This window comes from Mycobacterium numidiamassiliense, from assembly GCF_900157365.1.
GTDB lineage: Bacteria > Actinomycetota > Actinomycetes > Mycobacteriales > Mycobacteriaceae > Mycobacterium > Mycobacterium numidiamassiliense.
The window spans coordinates 1-19,154 of record NZ_FUEZ01000004.1 but is presented as its reverse complement, the minus strand read 5'-3'; the positions used below and the strand labels follow the sequence as shown (position 1 = coordinate 19,154).

The 19,154-nt window shown below is 65.5% G+C and carries 17 protein-coding genes; 10 read left to right on the top strand and 7 right to left on the bottom strand.

From position 1 onward, the window contains the following. Positions 1 to 155: 155 nt before the first annotated feature. The 6 genes from mycP to MNAB215_RS08440 all read left to right on the top strand — a co-directional run bounded on the left by mycP (position 156) and on the right by MNAB215_RS08440 (position 7,026). Positions 156 to 1,505, top strand: a complete 1,350-nt coding sequence (gene mycP / locus MNAB215_RS08465; protein ID WP_077078538.1) for a type VII secretion-associated serine protease mycosin — start codon at positions 156 to 158, stop codon at positions 1,503 to 1,505. Between the two features lie 7 nt (positions 1,506 to 1,512). Beyond that, positions 1,513 to 2,913, top strand: a complete 1,401-nt coding sequence (eccE, locus tag MNAB215_RS08460) for a type VII secretion protein EccE (RefSeq protein WP_077078537.1) — start codon at positions 1,513 to 1,515, stop codon at positions 2,911 to 2,913. A gap of 223 nt (positions 2,914 to 3,136) precedes the next feature. Further along, entirely contained in the window at positions 3,137 to 3,481 is a 345-nt protein-coding gene (locus tag MNAB215_RS30490; RefSeq protein WP_077078536.1) for a YbaB/EbfC family nucleoid-associated protein, read from the top strand. Between the two features lie 53 nt (positions 3,482 to 3,534). Continuing rightward, positions 3,535 to 4,314 (top strand): sulfotransferase family protein, encoded by a 780-nt coding sequence (locus MNAB215_RS08450; RefSeq protein WP_131829094.1) that lies wholly within the window; start codon positions 3,535 to 3,537, stop codon positions 4,312 to 4,314. 13 nt (positions 4,315 to 4,327) lie between these two features. Beyond that, a complete protein-coding gene (locus MNAB215_RS08445) occupies positions 4,328 to 5,341 on the top strand; it encodes a glycosyltransferase family 9 protein (protein ID WP_077078534.1) in 1,014 nt (337 codons plus the stop codon). A 68-nt stretch (positions 5,342 to 5,409) separates the two neighbouring features. Further along, positions 5,410 to 7,026, top strand: coding sequence for a DUF4254 domain-containing protein (locus MNAB215_RS08440; protein WP_077078533.1), 1,617 nt, complete (start codon positions 5,410 to 5,412; stop codon positions 7,024 to 7,026). 4 nt (positions 7,027 to 7,030) lie between these two features. Here the strand turns inward: MNAB215_RS08440 and MNAB215_RS08435 are convergent, their stop codons facing one another. From MNAB215_RS08435 to MNAB215_RS08420, 4 genes are read right to left on the bottom strand one after another with little or no spacing between them, the layout of a single operon-like run. Further along, positions 7,031 to 7,807 carry a hypothetical protein gene (locus MNAB215_RS08435; RefSeq protein WP_077078532.1) on the bottom strand — a complete coding sequence of 259 codons (777 nt, stop codon included), beginning with the start codon at positions 7,805 to 7,807 and terminating at the stop codon, positions 7,031 to 7,033. Next, complete coding sequence (locus MNAB215_RS08430) at positions 7,804 to 8,457, bottom strand: hypothetical protein (RefSeq protein ID WP_077078531.1); 654 nt, start codon at positions 8,455 to 8,457, stop codon at positions 7,804 to 7,806. Before MNAB215_RS08430 ends, MNAB215_RS08435 begins: the two co-directional genes overlap by 4 nt. A 30-nt stretch (positions 8,458 to 8,487) precedes the next feature. Further along, positions 8,488 to 9,309: a DUF6065 family protein gene (locus MNAB215_RS08425; protein ID WP_077078530.1), complete on the bottom strand. Its 822-nt coding sequence runs from the start codon at positions 9,307 to 9,309 to the stop codon at positions 8,488 to 8,490. A 13-nt stretch (positions 9,310 to 9,322) separates the two neighbouring features. After that, positions 9,323 to 10,291 carry a TauD/TfdA dioxygenase family protein gene (locus MNAB215_RS08420; protein ID WP_077078529.1) on the bottom strand — a complete coding sequence of 323 codons (969 nt, stop codon included), beginning with the start codon at positions 10,289 to 10,291 and terminating at the stop codon, positions 9,323 to 9,325. Between the two features lie 95 nt (positions 10,292 to 10,386). Here MNAB215_RS08420 and MNAB215_RS08415 point away from each other — a divergent pair, with 95 nt between their 5' ends. The 4 genes from MNAB215_RS08415 (at position 10,387) to MNAB215_RS08405 (ending at position 15,445) form a co-directional block, all read left to right on the top strand. Next, on the top strand, positions 10,387 to 11,073 hold the full coding sequence (locus MNAB215_RS08415) for an FkbM family methyltransferase (protein ID WP_077081882.1): 687 nt from the start codon (positions 10,387 to 10,389) through the stop codon (positions 11,071 to 11,073). A 366-nt stretch (positions 11,074 to 11,439) separates the two neighbouring features. Beyond that, positions 11,440 to 11,577, top strand: a complete 138-nt coding sequence (locus tag MNAB215_RS29660) for a hypothetical protein (protein ID WP_165691551.1) — start codon at positions 11,440 to 11,442, stop codon at positions 11,575 to 11,577. A 43-nt stretch (positions 11,578 to 11,620) separates the two neighbouring features. Further along, positions 11,621 to 13,150 (top strand): EspB family ESX-1 secretion system-associated protein, encoded by a 1,530-nt coding sequence (espB, locus tag MNAB215_RS30485; RefSeq protein WP_077078528.1) that lies wholly within the window; start codon positions 11,621 to 11,623, stop codon positions 13,148 to 13,150. 111 nt (positions 13,151 to 13,261) lie between these two features. After that, the gene (locus tag MNAB215_RS08405; protein WP_077078527.1) at positions 13,262 to 15,445 is read left to right on the top strand and encodes a hypothetical protein; all 2,184 of its coding nucleotides are present in this window, start codon (positions 13,262 to 13,264) and stop codon (positions 15,443 to 15,445) included. Between the two features lie 58 nt (positions 15,446 to 15,503). Here the strand turns inward: MNAB215_RS08405 and MNAB215_RS08400 are convergent, their stop codons facing one another. From MNAB215_RS08400 to MNAB215_RS08390, 3 genes are all read right to left on the bottom strand, one after another. Next, positions 15,504 to 16,241 carry a hypothetical protein gene (locus tag MNAB215_RS08400; RefSeq protein WP_077078526.1) on the bottom strand — a complete coding sequence of 246 codons (738 nt, stop codon included), beginning with the start codon at positions 16,239 to 16,241 and terminating at the stop codon, positions 15,504 to 15,506. A 104-nt stretch (positions 16,242 to 16,345) separates the two neighbouring features. Next, positions 16,346 to 17,911, bottom strand: a complete 1,566-nt coding sequence (gene eccD / locus MNAB215_RS08395) for a type VII secretion integral membrane protein EccD (protein WP_217348923.1) — start codon at positions 17,909 to 17,911, stop codon at positions 16,346 to 16,348. Beyond that, a partial coding sequence (locus MNAB215_RS08390) for a MinD/ParA family ATP-binding protein (RefSeq protein ID WP_131829093.1) occupies positions 17,908 to 19,154 on the bottom strand: 1,247 nt, incomplete at its 5' end. The genes MNAB215_RS08390 and eccD, both read right to left, overlap by 4 nt.

Sequence of the window (19,154 nt, the reverse complement as noted above, 5' to 3'; positions counted from 1 at the left end):
CCGACACGGGAGTCGTCGGCCGCCGGCACCGGAGAATGCGGAGTCACCCATACCGGCCACGCGGCATGCTTAAGATGCACCCGGGCCCGAAATGTGGGAGGCCATGCGTGGCGCGCCACGGCAGCGCTGCGGCTTGACGAACGGAGTGTCCGGCGGTGCACCGTATCTTCCTGATCACGGTGGCGCTATCACTCGTATTCCTCAGCGCGCCCCCCGCCGCGGCCGTTTCTCCGCCCACGATCGATGCCGGTGCCGTGCCCCCCGATGTGACGGGGCCCGACCAGCCGCTGGAACAGAAGCGGGTCTGTAAGGCGCCCTTGACCCTGCCGGGCACCAATTTCCACGATGCCCCGTGGCCCAACACCTACCTTGGCATTACCCAGGCCCAGAAGTTCGCGACCGGGGCCGGCGTCACGGTCGCGGTGATCGACACCGGCGTGGACGCAACGCCGCGGGTTCCGGCCGAGGCGGGCGGCGATTTCGTCGTCGCCGACGGCAACGGCCTGTCCGATTGTGATTCGCACGGGACGCTCACCGCGTCGCTCATCGCGGGGCGGCCCTCGCTCACCGACGGGTTCGTCGGAGTCGCACCCGACGCGCGGTTGATCTCCGTACGCCAGACCTCGGAAGCCTTTGAGCCGAAGGACACGCAGAACAACCAGAGTGACCCCAACGCGACGCCTGCCGCCGGATCGATCCGCAGCCTGGCCCGCGCGGTGGTGCACGCCGCAAACCTCGGCGCCGGCGTGATCAACATCAGCGAGGCCGCCTGCTTCAAGGTCAAAAAGCCGGTCGACGAGTCCACCCTAGGGGGAGCTCTCAACTACGCGGTCAACGTCAAGGGCGCGGTGGTCGTCGTGGCGGCCGGCAACGTCGGCGGCGATTGTGCGCAGAATCCACCGCCCGATCCGGCGATCGCCTCCGATCCACACGGCTGGTTGGGGGTCCAGACGATCGTCACGCCGGCGTGGTACTCACCGCTGGTGCTGACGGTCGGGGGCGTCGGGCAAAACGGGGCTCCCAGCGAGTTCTCGATGCACGGACCGTGGGTGAGCGTCGCGGCGGCCGCCGACAACATCATTGCGCTCGGACCCCTCGGCGAGCCCGTGGATGCGCTGCCCGGCAAGGAGGGACCGGTGCCGATCGCCGGGACGTCGTTCGCCGCGGCGTACGTCTCCGGTCTGGCCGCGTTGTTGCGGCAACGCTTTCCCGATCTGGCCCCGGCACAGATCATGAACCGGATCGTCGCCACCTCGCGGCATCCCGGAGGCGGTGTCGACGACTCCGTCGGCGCGGGAACCATCGACGCGGTCGCCGCACTCACGTGGGATGTACCCGCGGGCTCCGCTCCGGGAAATGCGTTTCCTGTCGACCGAATTCACCCCCCGGTGCCGGTGCCGGGCCCCGACCACGGGCCGATCAACGCGGTGGCGCTCGCGATCATCGGCCTGATTGTGGCTCTGGGACTGGCGGCATTGGTCCGACGTGCGTTGAAGCGGCACTGACGAAACCATGAAATCCCTGCGGCTACGGTTCACCAGCGGTCACGCCCTGTGGGCGGCCGCGCTGGCCCCGCTCTGCCTGCTGCTGTTTTACCGGACGCACTACGAGTGGGCGGGCCCGACGTTGGTAGCGGTGGCCGCTCTGGTGGCCACGGTCACCTATCGCGGTCGGCGAATCACCGGCTGGATCGTGGCGATGTTCGCCTGGCTGTTTCGGCACCGCAGGGCCCCGGAACCCCCCTCCGAGCCGGACGTCGGCGCCACCGTGGAACCTGGCGATCACGTAGCCGTGCGCTGGCAGGGCAGGGACCTGGTCGCGATCATCGAACTGATTCCGCGGCCCTTCACGCCGACGGTCATCGTCGATGGGAAGGCCCAGACCGACGATGTGGTGGACACCCGGCTGCTGGAACGACTGCTGTCGGTGCACTGCCCCGACTTGGAAGCCGATGTCGTGTCGGCCGGCCACCGGGTCGGCAAGAGCGCGTCGCCCGAGGTGGTGAGCCTGTACCAGCAGGTGATCGGCGACGATCCGGCACCGGCGTTCCGGCGGACCTGGGTCATGCTGCGGGCCGATCCGCAGCTCGCCCGCAAGTCGGCCCAACGGCGCGCGAACGGCGTCACGGGGCTGTGCAGGTACCTGGTGGCCTCGACGACGCGGATCGCCGACCAACTGGCCGGCAACGGTGTGGACGCGGTGTGTGCGCGCAGTTTTGACGACTTCGACCACGCCACCGAAGTCAGCTTCGTGCGGGAGAAGTGGTCGAAAATCAAGGGCCACGACAATTTCACCACCGCATACACCGCGCCGGGCGGCCCGGACGTGTGGTGGTCGGTGCCCGCCGACCACACCATCACCAGGGTGCGGATCGGTCCCGGGAAGCCACCGCGATCCACGGTGTTGCTGACAACGGCGACGAAGCCGAAACGGCCGCGCGGGTTTTCCCGAGTGTCCGGGGGGCAGCGCGACGCGCTGCAAGGCCAGACCCACGTCCCCGGCCGTCACTGGCAGCTGCCGATCGGATCGGCGGGCGTGTTGGTCGGCGAAACTTCAAGCCAGTACCGGGTCTACATGCCGTTCGACAACGTCGACGCGAGCCTGAACTTGGGCGATGCCAGGGCGTTTACCCAGTTCGCACTCCGGTCGGCGGCGGCGGGCGGGGCCGTGACCCTGGGACCACATTTTCAGGAGTTCGCGACCCTGATCGGCGCCGAGATCGGGCCGGAGGCCAAGGTGTCGTGGCCCAACGCGACGACCTATCTAGGCCGGCACCCCGGCGTCGACCCGGTGATATTGCGGCACAACGTCATTAGCACTCCGCGCCATCGCCAGTTGCCGATCCGGCCGGTTTCCCCGCCGGAGGAGGCCCACTATCAGTCGGCGCTACCCGGCAGGCGGGACGGCTCGTGATGGGCGTGGGCAGTCCCCGGGAAACGTATGCGGGCCCGCCGTTTTCGGTGTGTTCAACTTCTGTTTACCGATGTGCGGGACGGCGGGTTCTGAGTCGGGGCGATCGGCGAATTAGTGTCGCGGCCCGACCAAAAGTCGCTTTAGACTGAGGCCCTGCCGTGGCCGATGCCCAAGCCGGCAACCGCCCAGGCAGCCAGGCCATCCCCGACGGTAAGGATCTGAAGTGGAATTTGAGCCGCACCCGCAGGCCACTGCGGTCCTGGACGAGTTCAAGAAGTTAAACGACGTCCTGGAGAACGCGTTGAAGCAGAAGGGCACCGGATCCTTTAGCGCCAAGGACCAGACCGAGACCGTCGAGGTGGTCATCAACGGAGACATGGTGGTCACGGAGCTCCACATCGAAGACGGCCTGCTGCGGCTGGGCGCCGAAACGGTGCAGAATCGCATCAACGAGGCGCTGATCACGGCGCAGGCCCAAGCGGCGGCGAGCATCGACGAGATCGCCGGAGCGACCTTTGAGGCGATGGCCGGAATGATCGATTCGATGCAGAAAATCGTTGGCGAGTAATCGCGGCCGATCAGCGAGCGAACTGTAGGCGAGGCGGCGAGCACGGTCGCGCCGTGCAGCTGTTCGTGGTGGGGCCGCCGAGATCCGGGATGACGATCGTCACCCAGTTCCTCAATCACCATCACGACATCAAGATCTTCGACGAGATCGATTTGATCCAGGTCAACCGGGGGCCAGTCAGCGGAACGCTGGCGGCCTTCCTCCTCGAGCGCGGGGTGTACGAGGCCTACCGGCGCTACGCCGGGGAAACCAACGACCCGGCCGTTGCCCTGCAGGCGATCATGAGCGACATCGCGCGCCCCTGCACCATTTGGGGCGAAAAGAACCCGAGGTATGCGGCACAGCTGGAGACGTTGCGGCGCACCTTCCCCGGGGCGGTGGTGTTGTTCGTCCTGCGCGATCCGCGGGAGGTAATCAATTCCTCTCTGCTGCACCGGGATTCGCCTTCGCGCTCAGACACCGACTTCTGGATCAAGGACACCGTGACCGAAGCCATGGAGCTGACACAGAGTTGTCTGGAGCCACTGCTGGCGGGCGCGGCCGAGGTTGTCGTGTTGCGTTACGAGGCCTTCGCAGCGCACCCGCAGGCGACGCTCGACGCCGCGCTGGGCGGCTGGGACCTGAGCTTTTCCGACAGCGCCGCCTCGCTCGCCCATCCGGCGCCGGAGACGGCCGGCGACCACCAGTTCTTCCGCGACGGTGAACCCCTGCCCTGGAAGGTTGCCAACCTCTCTCCGCTGCGCCGGGCGCCGGCCCACCGGGCCCGGATCGACGCCGACGATCCAGCGTGGTTCCGCGTCGAGGCCCTGGCTCGCCGCTTTGGCTATAACTGAGCGGATCGGATCGATGACGGGTTTTCAGCGCGGTGAGCTACGCGAGCTGCTGCGGGCAGAAAGGCCTGCGGTGTGTTTCGTCACCAATATCGGGGACGCCGTGCTCACGCTCCCAACGTTTCGGGCATTGGGCGAAATGTTCAGCGCACCAATGACGTTGATCTGTCCAAAGGTCGCGTTCGATCTCTGCTTTCACGAGGTAAGTCCCCGCTTCATCGACATCACGGGATTGCCCCTGGTCGGGACGCCCCCGCTGCCCGGACAATCAGAACGGACCGTCGACTACGACTCCTTGGTGTCAGAGATCGGTGCCGTCGACCTGTTCATCGACACGCTGCCCTGGGATTCGTTGTCGAATATCGTGATTCGTCCGTTTCTGGACCGCCTGGCCCCCACGACAAGCGTGGGCTTCTCACCCGACAGCGGATTCGACGTGGTGGTCCCCAAAACGGAATGTCATTCGGCGGACTTGATGTTCACACTGGCGCGGCTGTTCGATCCCGCGCTGCGCATCGAAGACTACGCGCATCCGCTACGGCTGCCGCCTGCGGTGGAACAGCAAGCCCGGTCGATTCGTGCCGCCGTGCCTGCGGGGGTCAAGGTGCTCGTCGTGCACGCCGACACCAATTGGACCGAGAAACGATGGCCCGTGACCAGGTTCATCGATGTACTGGACCGGTTTTTGGCGCGCCATCGCGACTTTGTCGCCTGGGTCGTCGGGATGGGGCATGAGGAGCTCAACGTTGGGAGCGCGCGCGACCGCATCATTCCCAAGCTCGGCCTACCCCTGGACCTCACCATGGGCCTGGTCGCCAATGCAGACATCTTCGTGGGGATCGATTCGTCCATGCTGCATGCCGCTGACCTGGCACGGGTCCCCGGTGTCGGGCTCTTCGGCCCCACGCGTGCCGCGACATGGGGTTTCAAGTTCGCCCCACACCGCCACGTCGAAATGAGCACCATGGCAGATATCACCGCAGCGGAGGTACTCAGTGCGATGGAAGACCTTGTCGGAGAGCATTTCTAGGTGATGACCATGCGAGATCCTTGCTGCAGCGCCTACGCTCTGGCTGGAGGTTGGTCGGGTTGAGTGAAATGACGGTGCTGCGGGGCGGCCGGTCGCTGGATGTACAGCGCGGCACGCTGAGCCATCTGCTGCAGGCACGCAACCCGGCTGTGTATTTCTCAATGTTTATCGGTGACTCCGTTCTGACGTTGCCAACGCTGCGGGCTTTGGCCGAGATGTTTGCCGCCCCTCTCACGCTGATGTGCCCCAAGACCGCCTTCGATCTGTGCTTCCGGGAGGTCAGCCCTCGCTTTGTCGACATCACGGGAGTAGTTCCGGCAGGACCCGCAATCGGGGGACACACAGGGCGGACTCTCGATTACGAAGCCCTCGCGACCGAGATCGGCACTGTTGATCTGTTTTTGAACGCAGTGCCGTGGGACACGCCGTCGAACGGTCTTGCCCGGTTTCTATGGCGGCGCCTGGCTCCCACGTGGAGCGTCGGTTTCCCGACGGACGACTACGACATCGTTGTCCCGAGGGACCTGCCGCACTCGGCCGACGTGACGTTCAAGTTGGCGCGGTTGTTCGATCCGGCGCTGCGGATCGAAAGCTACGCATACCCGGTGCCGCTGCCCCCGGCAGTGCAGGACGAAGTCCGAGCAATTCGTGCCGCGGTGCCAGCAGGCGTGAAGGTCCTCGTCGTGCACGCCGACACCAACTGGGAAAAAAAGCATTGGCCTGCAACGAGATTCGTCGATGTGCTGGACAGGTTCCTGACGCGGCATCGCGATTTCGTGGCCTGGGTGGTCGGGATGGGACACGAGGAGCTCAACGTCGGGCGCGAGCGCGACCGCGTCTTTCCCCATCTCGGGCTGCCACTCGACCTCGCGATGGGCTTGGTCGCCAGCGCGGACCTTTTCCTGGGGATCGACTCCGCCATGCTGCATGCCGCCGATCTGGCGCGGGTCCCGGGCGTCGGACTCTTCGGCCCGACCGAGGCCGCGCTGTGGGGGTTCAGGTTTGCGCCACACCGGCACGTCGAGGGGAGCACCATGGGGGACATCACGGTAGACGAGGTACTTGCCGCGATGGAAGATCTAGTCGGGCAGCGGGACCCGATATCCGTTGCGAAACCTGGGGATTCTGCCAGCGCGGACCTTCTTTCCGCCGTACGGATGTTCCCTGACACCGCGCTGTCGTGGCACGGGGCAGCCACCACCGCGGCATCGGAGAACGACGGCGGCATCGCAGCCAAGGCACTGCGGCTGCACGCGCTGAATTTCGACCTGTGGCATCACGAGGACGCCGTTCGTCGTCAGGGCGCCGACGACCGCGAGGTGGCCCGCAGAAAGCGCCGCATCGACGACCTCAACACCCGGCGCAACGCGGCCATCGAGGACATCGACGTGACGCTTCTTGACCGCGTTGAGCTGAACCAGAGTGCACCGCTCTACACCGAAACCCCCGGCACCATCGTTGATCGGCTGTCAGTTCTGACGCTGCGGATTCTGCACACGAATCGCGCGGAACGGTCCAGTCCACGCCTTGCGGTGCTCGAAGAGCAGCACGCCGACCTCTTCGGTGGGCTCGAACAATTGCTCACGAGGGTCCAGGCCGGCGAGGTCAGGTTCAAGCTGTATCGGCAATTCAAATCGGCGGCGCCACAGAGTTACTGCGACCTGTTCGAGAGCCGCGATACCTGACGCATCAATAGGCCGCGGCCCGCCACCACTGCTCCCAGTCCAGGTACGGGTCCCTGTGCTCTTCGTGCTGAAGATGAAGTGCCAGCGAAGGTATCGGGGTAAACAGGGCAACCTGCTCGCGCCAGATCTTGTTGATCGTCGAAGCCTCGAAGATGTGATGCTCCTGGCCGTAGGGGGTGCTCGAATAGCGGGCGAGCAGCTCAAAGAGCTCCCAATTCCGTTGTAGGGTTTCGACTTCCACCCAGCACGTGTTCGTGGTGTGCGTGTTGGTGCGCCAATGCCTCCGGGTGCCGTACACGACGCGGCAGTCCTCCCGGCTGAATATCGGGCTCCAATAATTCTTCGGGTCGTCATAGGGATGCAGCGCGACTTCGCGGCCGCCGAGTGTCTCGCGGAACAACGCATGGACATCGAGCATTTCCTGGATCGCCGAGGGGGCGTGCAGGTAGTCGTCCTCGACGAAGTAGACGACTTCGCGGGCATCGCCGCGCGCGCTGGAAAAGGATGCGAGGCAAGACGCGTTGTAGCCTCGTGCACCGAGCGCAATGAATTCGACTGGCTTCCGGCAGTTTCGGAGTATCCGACGTAGCGTCGTCAGAACCTCGGGCGACGAGTGATCATCGAAGACCCGTAAGATGATGTCGCCATCGGATCGATTGATCGAGGTGACGAGCGACTGCGTACAGCGCAGCATGATCTCGCTCTTGGGCGCGCCGACGTACCGATGCGCGCCGTGCACGCTGATGTCGGAATGGGTCTGAAGGTGAATGTCGAGCTTCATGCGGTGCGCTCGAGCATCCCGCGAAAGACGCCCGACCAATCCGAATCCGAACCCCGGATCCCGGGGACTACGTCCATCAGGAATAGTCGGTCAAGGTTCACGGGCGTACGTAGCTCGTGGCGTGTGGGCGTCGACACGACATAAAGCGGTGCAGCAAAGCGTAGCGATACCGCTGCCGCGAGGCGATTGATCGCCAGGTCGGTGAACGTGACCGGGATACGTGCCACGGCCTGAACCTCGTCGGCCAGATTGTCCTGCGTATTGCTCACGAAAAATATACGGCGTTTGAAGCCCGCTACGCCGCGTAGTGTCCGCGATGTATGTGCGAACTTGGCCAGGAACGTATCCGGTTCGGATACAACGGTTTCCTGTTCATGCCAGAAATAGCAGTCCCCGACGGCCGGCCATCGAGGCGGCATCCCCTTCGAGCAGTGCAACTCAGAGATGCGCTCTGGGTAGTACCGGTCGCCGGCGATCATCTTCGCAGCGGACATCGGCGGGCAGATCAGCCAATCAAATGGCGTCCTTTTGATGACGGCCTCAGCCCCGACGATGTCGGCGATGAGTGATCTGTGCACTTGCAGCTGGATTGCCCCTTGGCACGACATCCCAAGGCTGACGAGGGCGACATCAGCACAGAACAATGCCATCGCGCCACTCCCGTTCCAATGCAAAGCCGTTCATGGGGTTTCGCCGCCGTCCGGCGCGGCACTGTCGCTCGGCCATCCGCAGATCTCTTCTTCCAGCCGAGCGAAAGCCCGCAATTGCATGCGCGTTTCATGCTGCGGCGCGGACGAGCCGTCGGGGAACTTGCCTCGAAAGTAGTCCTTCTGCCAGCTAGCCTGTCTTGCAGGTGATCCCGGATGCTTCAGGCCTTCGTTGAAAGCGCGGCGACCGCCACGCCACGCGTCGTAGGACCCGCGCAATTCATCGGGCGCGGCGGCGATCGAGACTATTTTCGGGACGAACGCGTCAAGCTCACCGCGCCGCTGGGGAACCAGCAAGCACACCGGCTCGCCCCTCTCGAAGGTCGCCCAGACGCGGCGGCGGGTGAACTTCCAGTTCACCGTGAAAGTCGCAGGTGCCCAATCCGTTTCGACGATGCCTTCCAGGGCGGCAATTCCGTGCTTGGGGCAGTTAACCGGACCGCGGACCAGCAGATTGAAACCCGGCGGCGTGCGGAACAGGAACGGGAGACTCCAGGTGATGATCCCGTGGCCGAAGTGGCTTGTCGGACGAAACGTCGCGTCGTCGTCGTAGTCGAACTCAACGGAATCCGGACTCGCACCGCCATTCCACCGAGCACGGACCCGGGCGTTGCTGACGACGACCCAGCCGGCTTGGTTGGCCATGAGCAGCGGCAAACATCGATTGGCAAAGCGTTGGTGGGTCGAGTTCATCCAGTTGCGTTCGCGTGCAGCCGGCACGAGCTCGACACCGTCTGCGCGATGGAGCTCGTAGGCAACGAGTTCGAGCCCGTCACCGGGCATCTCGGGTGACATGGGATCCCGCCCTCTAGTCCGTAATCGATTCGGGTGTCCCACCGGTGAGCTGCCGACTGCGGCGTCCATGGATATCCACCGGAACCTCGCCGATCAAGGCGACGCGGTGCATCACCCGGTGCTCGTCGCCGTAGTCGTCGACGGCGCGGTGTTGCGTGGCGTAGTTGTCCCATATCGCCACGTCGCCCGGATGCCAATCCCAGCTGATGGTGTTCTCTGGCAACGTGATACGGCTCTGCAGCAAGTCGAAGAGGGCCAGCGACTCGTGGCTCTGAAGACCGACGAAGCCGCACGCCCACTGCCCGAGCAGCAGCGCCCGCTCGCCGGTGCCAGGGTGTACCCGGACGACGGGGTGTTCGACGCGAAACGTCGATTCCTCCTCGCGCGCGGCCCCCAGTGCGTTGCTCAGCAGGTTGGTCTCCTCCAAGGCGTGATACGGGACGGGCAACCCGCCGGGCGTCAGGATGGCGCCCATGCCCTCGACGTAGCCGAGTTGGTCAAAGCGGTTGCTGCTATGCATCGCCCAGAGATTCTCGGCAAGGTGTTTCAGCGGTACCGGCAGCGCCGCGTAGGCCGCGGTGGTGGATGCCCACCGGGTCGATCCGCCGTAACTCGGCAGCGTGACCGCGCGCAGTATCGAGGCCATCGGGACATTCAGCGTGAACGTGTGATCGGTGTGCCAACGGGTCGCCTTGCCGCGCTCGGAGTCGACCAGGGACACTCCCGGCGGGCCACCGGGAATGGCGTTGGCGCCGTAGACACGGATCGGTGCGCCGAGCGTCTTGGCGAAGGCGAAATGCTGTTCATCGTCGAGTTGGTGCTGATCCGGGAAAAAGATCACCTTGTGACGCAGCAGCGCGTCGCGAATCAGATCCACCACGCTCGAGTCGAGGCCGCCGCCGAGAAGTACCCCATCGATACGCGCGCCGATGTGCTTGCCCAATTTGCTTACGGTAAGCGCGATTTCCGCCGGCCTTGCCATCGTCGTGGTCCCTTCTGAGTCCGGCCGCCTCGAATATACCCGGCCCGATGTAGTGTTGCGCGGTGGGTTTTTATTGGATCGAGAATCGCGCCAATATGACCGTGAAGAACTACCATTCCGAATTAGATTGGCAGCGCCACTTAGTACATCAACTCGCGGGACATAAGGTTGATGTCGTTGTCGATGCCGGAGCCAATTCCGGCCAATATGCCACCCGCCTGCGCCAAGCCGACTTCAAGGGCCGCATCGTTTCGTTCGAACCCTTGGCGGGCCCGTTTTCCCGGCTGGCCGGCAGTTCGTCGGCGGATCCGCTGTGGGAGTGCCGGCAGTGCGCCCTGGGTGACTTCGACGGAACGATCGCGATGAACGTCGCCGGAAATGCCGGTGCAAGCAGCTCCATCCTGCCCATGCTGCAGAGCCACCGGGACGTGTTTCCGCAGGCAAACTATGTCGGCGTCGAAGACGTGGCGATACGCAGACTGGATTCTGTGGCACCGCGACTCCTGCGGCACGACGACGCGGTTTTCCTGAAGATCGATGTGCAGGGGTTCGAGAAGCAGGTGATCGCCGGGAGTGAGTCGACGATCAACGACCGTTGCGTGGGCCTACAACTCGAACTGTCCTTCGTGGCGTTATACGACGGCGACATGCTCATTCAAGAAGCGCTCGATCTGATGGAGTCTTTGGGCTTCGTTCTGGCGGGTATCGCGCTGGGTTTTGTGGACGTGCGCAGTGGTCGTGTGTTGCAGGCGGACGGCGTCTTTTTCCGTGCGCGGGATTGAGGCCGGAGCACTCGAGCCCGATGCCGTGCGGCCGGTCGTCGCGATCCGTGAAAATGGACCAAAGGGACCTTGGGTTGAACGGGCGATGTCGGTGAGCTGAATTCGGAGTGGGCGCGACCGCGTCCACCTCACCTGGCCAAAAAATGATTCAGAAAACCGCGGAGACGGCGGCGATAAGGTGCGAAAATCGGCGCGCACCGGCCCAGATTGGTGCATTACGATTGAGACTCGGCGGCGGTTCGCGTTCCACTGCACCGCCCGCATGGCCCGGCATAACGAAAGGGGTCGTTGGTGATTGCACCACACGTTGGTGAACACGCCCGATCAGCGGTTGTGTCGTTGAGTGCAAGCAAGTAGTCAGCAGACATGCCGGTCGACGACAACGACGAGCCCATCGGCGCGGCCAAGGACTGGTCGCTGGCCCGCTTCGCGTTGCGACACAACAACACTGGTACTTCGCGGCAGCGTCAGTTGCCGATCGACATTGAGCTGATAGGTAAATGAACTACCGAGCACGATCGCTTGGCCCCGAGGAGAATAAGCGGACATGACGCAGACGATGAACGTCGAATACCAAGAGCTGATGGCGAGAGCCGACGAGATCGAGGCGCCAATGCCGACGCTGCCGGTCGGCAACCCACAGGCGCCATGCAGCCTGTCATTTGTTCGTGACGCGGCCGTGCAAATCGCGATCAACGCCGATTCGTTGAGGCTGTATATCCAAGCGTGTCAGCGGGAATGGAAGTCGCTGGCGAAATCCTTGCGGAATGCGGCCAAGGCATATGAGGAGGTGGACGAGGCCGCGGGGGACGACATAAACGCAATACAAATGGATGGCACATCCGCGGCCCCGAAAAGTACGGTGGCCGCGGTCGGGAATGACCAGATGTCGCTGATGTGCGACCCGGATTACATCCCGGCGCCACCACCACCGCCACCACCGCCGCCGCCGTTCGAATATCCCTACTACGAGGTGCGACAGGCCGCGACCGCCATCGAAAGTCCGGACCAGGGCACCGCCTTCCGGGCATGTGCCAGCGATTGGAACCGCTACCAGCTGCAGTTCCAGCAACTGGCCTACCGGTTCCGGCCGTTCGTCAACTGGGAGGGTGACGCGAGGGCGGCGGTCGAGCAGAATTTCACCTCACAGAAGCAGTGGATATTCGGCATGGTGACGTTATGCACGACGCTGGCCAAACAGGCTCAAATGGTTGCCGATGCACATAAAAAGGTCAGGGCTTCGGGTGGAGTGCAGCCCAGCGGCGTTCCATTCCCATCTTTCGAGTCGCACGCGCTGGAAGGGGAACACCCCTCGGCCTACGAAGTATCGCAATGCGATTACTGGTACAAGTATTACGTACAAAACAAGAGCCCGTATCTATATACGGCCCTCGATTGGTACAAGACCCTGCAGACCAGGTCGGAGACGGCATTATCGACATACATATCGACGGCCGGAATCCCACTGCCTCCGCTGAACCCGACATCTCCTTACGGCGCCTACGTCATCAACCCCCCCAGCGCTGAAGGTGATGACCCGAACACCCCGGACATTCCCAATCCCTACGACCCCTCGGCCAACACCCCGCAGATGCCGATGATGCCCACCATGCCGTCAATGGGCGGCATGGGTGGTCCGCAAACACCGGCGACGCCGGACACGCAGGGGATGGTCAACGACGCGATGAAGAAGGCCGGGCTGGCCGGAAAGGGTGCGGGCGGAGTCAAACCGGCGTCACTGGGCGGTGGCGGTGTGCCGGGCATGCCTGGCACACCATTGCAGGACGCGGGAGCCGGGGGTGCGGCGTCACGCCCCGCGGCGGCGGCGCCGGGCGGTGCCACCGCGGGCTTAGGCAAAGGACTCCCGACCGGTGCGGGCGGCGGCATGGGCGGCGGCATGCCGATGGGCGGCGCCGGAGGCAAGTCGGATGGCGGCAAGGGCAAGCGCGTGCAGTCCGCCGACGGGGACGAGTCGCTCTACACCGAGGAGCGGGCGTGGACGGAGGGCGTGATCGGTAATCGTCCACGCAAGGGTCCCGCCGACAAACCACCGCACATGACCGGCGGCGACCGCTGATTTTGCCGCAGTTGCCTTGCCCCAACCTCGATTACGCTGATTAACGATGATGTCCGGCACCAGCCGACAAGGACGCCGGACCGCCAACCCGCGAGCGCGGAGGAGTAGCTGATGGGCGTCGCGAAGCCGACGGGGGGCTATGCCGACCGCATGCTGAGTCCGGGTGGGTGGCCGGATGTCGACGAGCAGGCCTTCTACGACCGGGCCCAGCAGTACACGCAGGTCTTGCGCGAGGCCACGGATGTGATGGATGCCTGCCAGTACCAGCGGGCGGAGATCTTCGCCGGGGGTGTCTGGTCGGGCAGCGCCGCCAGTGCCGCCGACGCCGAACTCGGCACGCTCATCGCTGAAATGTCGAAGCTGCAAAACGGTCTCGCCACCGTGATCACGTGGCACAAATATGTCGCCCAGACGGTCGTGACGGCCAAGTCGGACGTCGCCGACAATGTGGTCGCGGCGCACCGGACGATCGCCGAGCTGGAGAACGACCCCAGCCTGGACGCCGAGGAACTGACCCACCAGATCAATACCGTGGTGAACGCGACCCACGCGGCCAACGTCAGCATCGTCGACGGCACCGCCGCGCAGGTCTTGGTGAGCAAGTCGTGGAAACCGCCGGCCAACGCCCTGCAGGATCTGCTCGACCAGAAAACACCACCCCCCGTCACCGTTCCGAACGCTCCGGTGCAGCCCCCCCGGCCCACGCAACCCTCCGCGCCGGCCGTCCCAGGTGGGGGAGGCCTCCCTTCGCCCGGGACGCCCGGGGCGGGAGGGCCCACGCCGCCTGGGATGCCGCCGCTGGACGGTGGCGGTCTGCAGCCGGTCACACCCGGCCTCGGACAGCCGGGTGGACCATCGCCGCTGACACCCGTCGGGCCCAGTCCCGGTATCCCGGGGGGCATGCCGGGCGGTGGGCCGGCGGCTCCGCTGGCCCCAGCGACTCCGGCCACACCGTTGAGTCCGGCAGCCGGGGCGCAGCAGCCGGGAGGAGCCGCGGGCGGCCCGAAGGGTGTGACCCCGGCGTCCGCGTCGGCGGGGGTGTTGCCCGCATCGGCGAGACCCGGGGAAGCCGGAGCCGGTGCACATCCTGGGGCGACGGGCGTGCCGGCCGGGGCGATGGGATCGGGCGGGTCGGGTGGCACCGGCTCGGGTGGGCGGTCGGGCGCTTACGGGCCGCAGAGCGCCGGCGATAAGTCGGCGGCTACGCAACCAGCCGCGAGCAAGGGGACGCCGCAGAAGAGCAAACCGCGTGCCGCGCAGGCCGTGCATTCCCAGGCGGGCGACGACGAGGAAGTCGTTGTCGTGGTGCCGGCCCCGGTGGTCCCGGTGTCGGCCGCGCGGGCTGAACGCGACGCGATCGCCGACGCCGCGACCGCCGACGCGTCGCGTCGCGCCGGCCCCGATCCGCTGCAGTTGGCGCGCCGCATCGGTGCCGCGCTGAACGCACCCGACCTGGGGGGCGGGATGGACCTCGGGTTCTTCTGGGTGACCGGGGTGACGACCGACGGCGCGATCGTGGTGGCCAACAGTTACGGCCTGGCCTACATCCCCGAAGGGGTGCAGCTGCCCAAGCAGGTGTATCTGGCCAGTGGCGACGAGACGATCCCAGCCGCCGAGCGGGCACGCTGGGCGACCTACCCGGTGATGGCCGTGCGGGGCTGGGCGGACCACCACGACAAGACACTGCGGGCCGTCATCGGCACCCAGGAGCAGTTGGCCAATTCCGACGCCGGGGTGCCCAAGATGGTCTTGAGTCCGGACGACATCCCGGAAACCGGTGACATGGTCGGACGATCGCGGCTGGAGGTAGTGGATTCCGAAGCAGCACAACGGCTTACAGCGACGCCCGACGCACGCTTGGGCGAGCTGCTGTCGCCGGCGCCGGCTGGGGCCGGGCCGGCCGCCGACCAGCAGCCCGCACCCGCGTCAGTGGTCGACCCCGAGGCGGCGGCTGTGCTCGTCTCGCCTGCCGCGGAGACGGAGAGAATGGGGGAGTTGCTCGCCGAGATGCCACTCGGGTCGGCGGGCGCCGATGCACAGGCCGACGATCGGTTCATGCTGTGGTTCGAGGTGATGAAGCCGATGGCCAGCAAGGCTTCTGGTCGTCAGGCAGCACACCTGCGAGCGTTCCATGCCTACGTGGCTCACGCCGAGCAGGTTCTGCTGAGGGAGGCGCATGCCGAGGCCGACCCGTTGGCTCAACGCAGCGCGGTCGCCGAGTGGCTGTACTGGAAACACCTCACCGGGTTGCTCAACGCCGCGCTGGCCGACCCACGCATCTTGAGCCCGGCTTAGCCGTATGCGCCCGCCGCGGGCGAAGGCTGCGGCAAGGAACCGAACGTGTCGCGGAGTTTCAGAGCCCGGTCTCGGCGGAAGTCGTCTCGGGCCGGTCGCCGGTCGGTGGCTGGATTGGAGCGCTGCCCGACCCCTGCTGGCCCGATGCGGCCCCCTCGGCGTCCTGCGTTGTGGCGTCGACCAATTGGGCCGCGGGCTCGTCGGGGGTTGTCGTGTCGTCCTTTTTGGTGTCGTCGGCGAGCTTGGCCGGCGATGAACCGGCGGTCCCCATGCCCTGCATGCTCGACATCATGCTCTGCATACCCTGGGTAAGAGGTTGGGCCGCCTGCGCCATCGCCGACAGCTGATTGACATCGATCGGCGCAGTGGGTTGGGACTTCTTGTCCGGCTTCTTGTCGGATGCCTCGTCGGTCTTCTTGTCGGCCGTCTCGGCCCCCAATTGCCGGGGGGCCGCGGCAGTTGTCGGCTGTTCGGTCACGGCGTCCGTCGGCTGCCGTTCGCCGGCGGCCAGGAACTGCACCGTGCCGACGTGCTCGCCGAGCAGCTGGTCGGTCTCGGCATATCTCTCGGCCGCGGTGACAATCTTTGATCCAGTATTGGTAAGGGCGGCTTGGACATCCGGCAACCCAGTGACCACGGGACCTTCGATGACCGGCATGGTCACGTTGATCGCAGCGGACACCGGATCGGCTCCGGCAGCCGAAATCGGGGCGGGAGGCGCGGGCAGTACCTGGTCGCGCAAGGTGACCCCGGCGGCCTTGAGACGAGCAGGATCAACCACCAGTGATTCAGTCATCGTCAAAGTCCTTTGTCCCGGGGCCCATCACAGGGATTTTACCGAAGTCGCCGCATGTCAACTGCAGCAATATTTCTCGGTGCCTCGCCGGAAGGCCAGCCGGCTCAGAATTGGATATTGCGGACTGTGTCATAGATGCCGGTTATCCATAGCAGCAAGGGAAGGATCGCAGCGATGACCGCGCCGTCAAACAGTTCCAGCGTCCGTTTCGTCACCGGCGTAATGCGGCGGATCCCGGCCGCCGCGCCGACTACCGCCACCGCGACCAGGCCCGTGACACACAAGATGGTCAGGAACAGCCAGGCGCTGTGCGGGTACCAGATGCACAACCGTGTGGTCACGCCGATCGGAATGGCGACGGCGGCTGCCAGCAGTGACCAGGCGCACCACGGCTCGGCGTAGAGCCGGGCCCGAAACGCGCACATCACCGTGACCAGGGCGGCCACCACCAAGGTGTGCACGAAGAAATGTCCGCGTACCAGCACCGCGATCACACCGGTGGCAAGAAGCAGGGTGCCGGCCGTGACGAACCCGATCAGCAGCTGTTTGGCCAGCTGGCTGCGTTCGGTGAGCCGCAGGGAGGACGCGGGCACCGAAGCCATGATGGCCTGCCATTTCTGCGTTTCCGTGTCCGCAGTGACCTCTTCGCCCGCAACGGGATCGAGCAATTCGTCATGCTCCACGGTCTCGCCGGGGGCCGGAATCGGCGGCAGCGCGATCCGTGCCACAACGACCGTCAGCTTGGCGGCGTTGGTGACGGTGAACAACCCGAACACAATTGCGCCGGCCGGCAACCAGTGCTGCCAGCCGTACCCCCATGCGACGGTGGCCGCGGTGACCGCGATCGCGGTAACGGCAGTGAAGGAGGCAACTTCGATGCGCCGACGAGGTCCGCCCCGCGTCAGCAGCGTCAAAAACAGCACGGCCGCAGCGCCACCGGCATACTGCGGCGGCCCCAGGGAGGAGACCCCGTGTGGCCGCGGGACGGCCAGCCCTACGGCCACCACAATGAGCGGAATCGCGGCCAACAGCAGGCTTTCCGAAAAATTCGCACTCTTGTAAAACCTGCTGGCCACCCAGCTGCCGACCAGGAAGGCGATTCCCGCGATCCCCAATGCGAGTGGCCACCACTCGTGGCGCCCGGTGCTCGCCCAGGTGAGTGCCGATATCACCGTGACCGCCAGGCTCAACGCCGGGATCGCCACCCCGACAAAGCGATTCAGTGCCGCACGATCGAACTCCGGCGATTCGTCGAGCACCGCGATCGCGTCGATGACGTCCTCGACGAGCGGCCGGTAGCGCTCGGTGCGACTCACCGGCACCAGGGTCAGCAGCGATCCGTCGACGACCACCGCATCGTCGAGTGACAGGTCGGCCTGCATCGGCGGGGCTCCCGGGCGTGCAAACGTCCACGAGCCTTGGGCGGCGAAGTCGAAACCGGCCAGGACGTCAGCCGTTGTTTCGCCAATGATGTCGGCCAACACCGCGACGGTGTCGTCGATGTACGTTTCTATCGCTGCGGCAGAGGGCAGCACGACATCGGTCATCCGCCGGCCGGTAAGGATCGTCACCCGGGTGGTTGCGGGCTTGGCGGGGGCCGAAGACGCCGGGGCCGCGCCGGCTCCCGCGCCAGCGCCGGCAGCAGTATCGGTAGCGGTGGGCGCGCTCAACGACGTTCACCCCTGTCGAAATCGTCGGACAATGCTGCTGCTAGCTCCAAAACCTTACGCTTGTACGCGGGGTCCAGCAGGCTCAACTGAATCTCCGTTCCGGCCGCAATGTGCTTGTCCCACGGCAACGCGACGACGCGGCTCGGCTGAACATACTGCTCGAATTGCCGGACCAGCTCGCCAACGGCGATATTGGTATCTCCCGGGGACACGTTGTTGATCGCCACACAGGCACGGGACAGCAGATCCTGGTGGCCGTTGTTGCGTAACCAGTCGATCGCGACCGCGGCCTGCCGGGCTCCGTCGATCGATGCGCTGGTCACGATCACCACCGCCGAGGCAGTCGAGAGCACGCCGCGGGTCACCGGGTCGAACAAGCCGGCGCCGCAGTCGGCCAGCACCAGGTTGTAAAACCTCGACACGGCGTCGGCCGCATAATGCCAGTCCGCTTCGCTGAAGGCCCGCCGGGCCGTGCTGTAGTCCTCGGCCGGGAGTACCTCCAGATTGACCGCGTTCGCGCTGGTATGTGCGCGGATGTCGTTGTAGTGCGTTAAGTCCTTGTCGGCCAATAGATCTGCGACGGTCGCGCCCGACTGATGCCCGGCTCGATCGGCGAGGTTGCCGCAACTTGCGTCGGCGTCGAAAGCCAGGATCCGATCTCGCCGTACCTGGGCGAACATTGAACCGAGGGCGACCGTCACCGTTGTCTTGCCGACGCCTCCCTTCAGGCCCAAAATGGCAATCTGGTAGGCCCCACGGGGACTGCGGCGAATCCGGTTGCGTAGGTCCAGGTCGTATTTCTCGTCGCGGGACAAGCCCACATTGATGCGCGTCAGCTTGTGAAACCAACGCCGCCAGCCTCGTCGCGAAACCAGCTTGGTCGCTGACTTTTTGCCGGGCTTCACGCCGATATGGGAAACCGCACCCGGCGGTTCGCCGGCTGCGGGCACCGGCCGTGAATCCGGTTGCACCGCAGCGCCCTTGGTGGTCGGCATCGGAGGTGTCGACTGCACCGGGCCGCCATTGGGTGCCTGCCGGGCTGCATCCGGGCGGGGCCGCGGCGGCCTCCGGGCGGGTGGCGGTTCGGCGCGATGCTGTTCCGCCTTGGCGCGACGGGGGTGCGGCGGGTTGCCGGGGTGGCCGCGTTGGGCCTCGGCGGGTTCACGAGGACCCGGGCGTGCCCGTCGCGGGTGGTGGGGCGGGGGGGGGCGGGGCGGGCGCCGCCCCCCGCGCGGGGGGGGTG

Excerpts from the sequence above, each read along its gene's own strand:
- eccE (WP_077078537.1), top strand. The coding sequence starts at position 1,513 with ATGAAATCCCTGCGGCTACGGTTCACCAGCGGTCACGCCCTGTGGGCG.
- MNAB215_RS08445 (WP_077078534.1), top strand. The coding sequence starts at position 4,328 with ATGACGGGTTTTCAGCGCGGTGAGCTACGCGAGCTGCTGCGGGCAGAA.
- MNAB215_RS08440 (WP_077078533.1), top strand. The coding sequence starts at position 5,410 with ATGACGGTGCTGCGGGGCGGCCGGTCGCTGGATGTACAGCGCGGCACG.
- MNAB215_RS08435 (WP_077078532.1), bottom strand. The coding sequence starts at position 7,807 with ATGAAGCTCGACATTCACCTTCAGACCCATTCCGACATCAGCGTGCAC.
- MNAB215_RS08430 (WP_077078531.1), bottom strand. The coding sequence starts at position 8,457 with ATGGCATTGTTCTGTGCTGATGTCGCCCTCGTCAGCCTTGGGATGTCG.
- MNAB215_RS08425 (WP_077078530.1), bottom strand. The coding sequence starts at position 9,309 with ATGTCACCCGAGATGCCCGGTGACGGGCTCGAACTCGTTGCCTACGAG.
- MNAB215_RS08420 (WP_077078529.1), bottom strand. The coding sequence starts at position 10,291 with ATGGCAAGGCCGGCGGAAATCGCGCTTACCGTAAGCAAATTGGGCAAG.
- MNAB215_RS08415 (WP_077081882.1), top strand. The coding sequence starts at position 10,387 with ATGACCGTGAAGAACTACCATTCCGAATTAGATTGGCAGCGCCACTTA.
- MNAB215_RS29660 (WP_165691551.1), top strand. The coding sequence starts at position 11,440 with ATGCCGGTCGACGACAACGACGAGCCCATCGGCGCGGCCAAGGACTGG.
- espB (WP_077078528.1), top strand. The coding sequence starts at position 11,621 with ATGACGCAGACGATGAACGTCGAATACCAAGAGCTGATGGCGAGAGCC.
- MNAB215_RS08405 (WP_077078527.1), top strand. The coding sequence starts at position 13,262 with ATGGGCGTCGCGAAGCCGACGGGGGGCTATGCCGACCGCATGCTGAGT.
- MNAB215_RS08400 (WP_077078526.1), bottom strand. The coding sequence starts at position 16,241 with ATGACTGAATCACTGGTGGTTGATCCTGCTCGTCTCAAGGCCGCCGGG.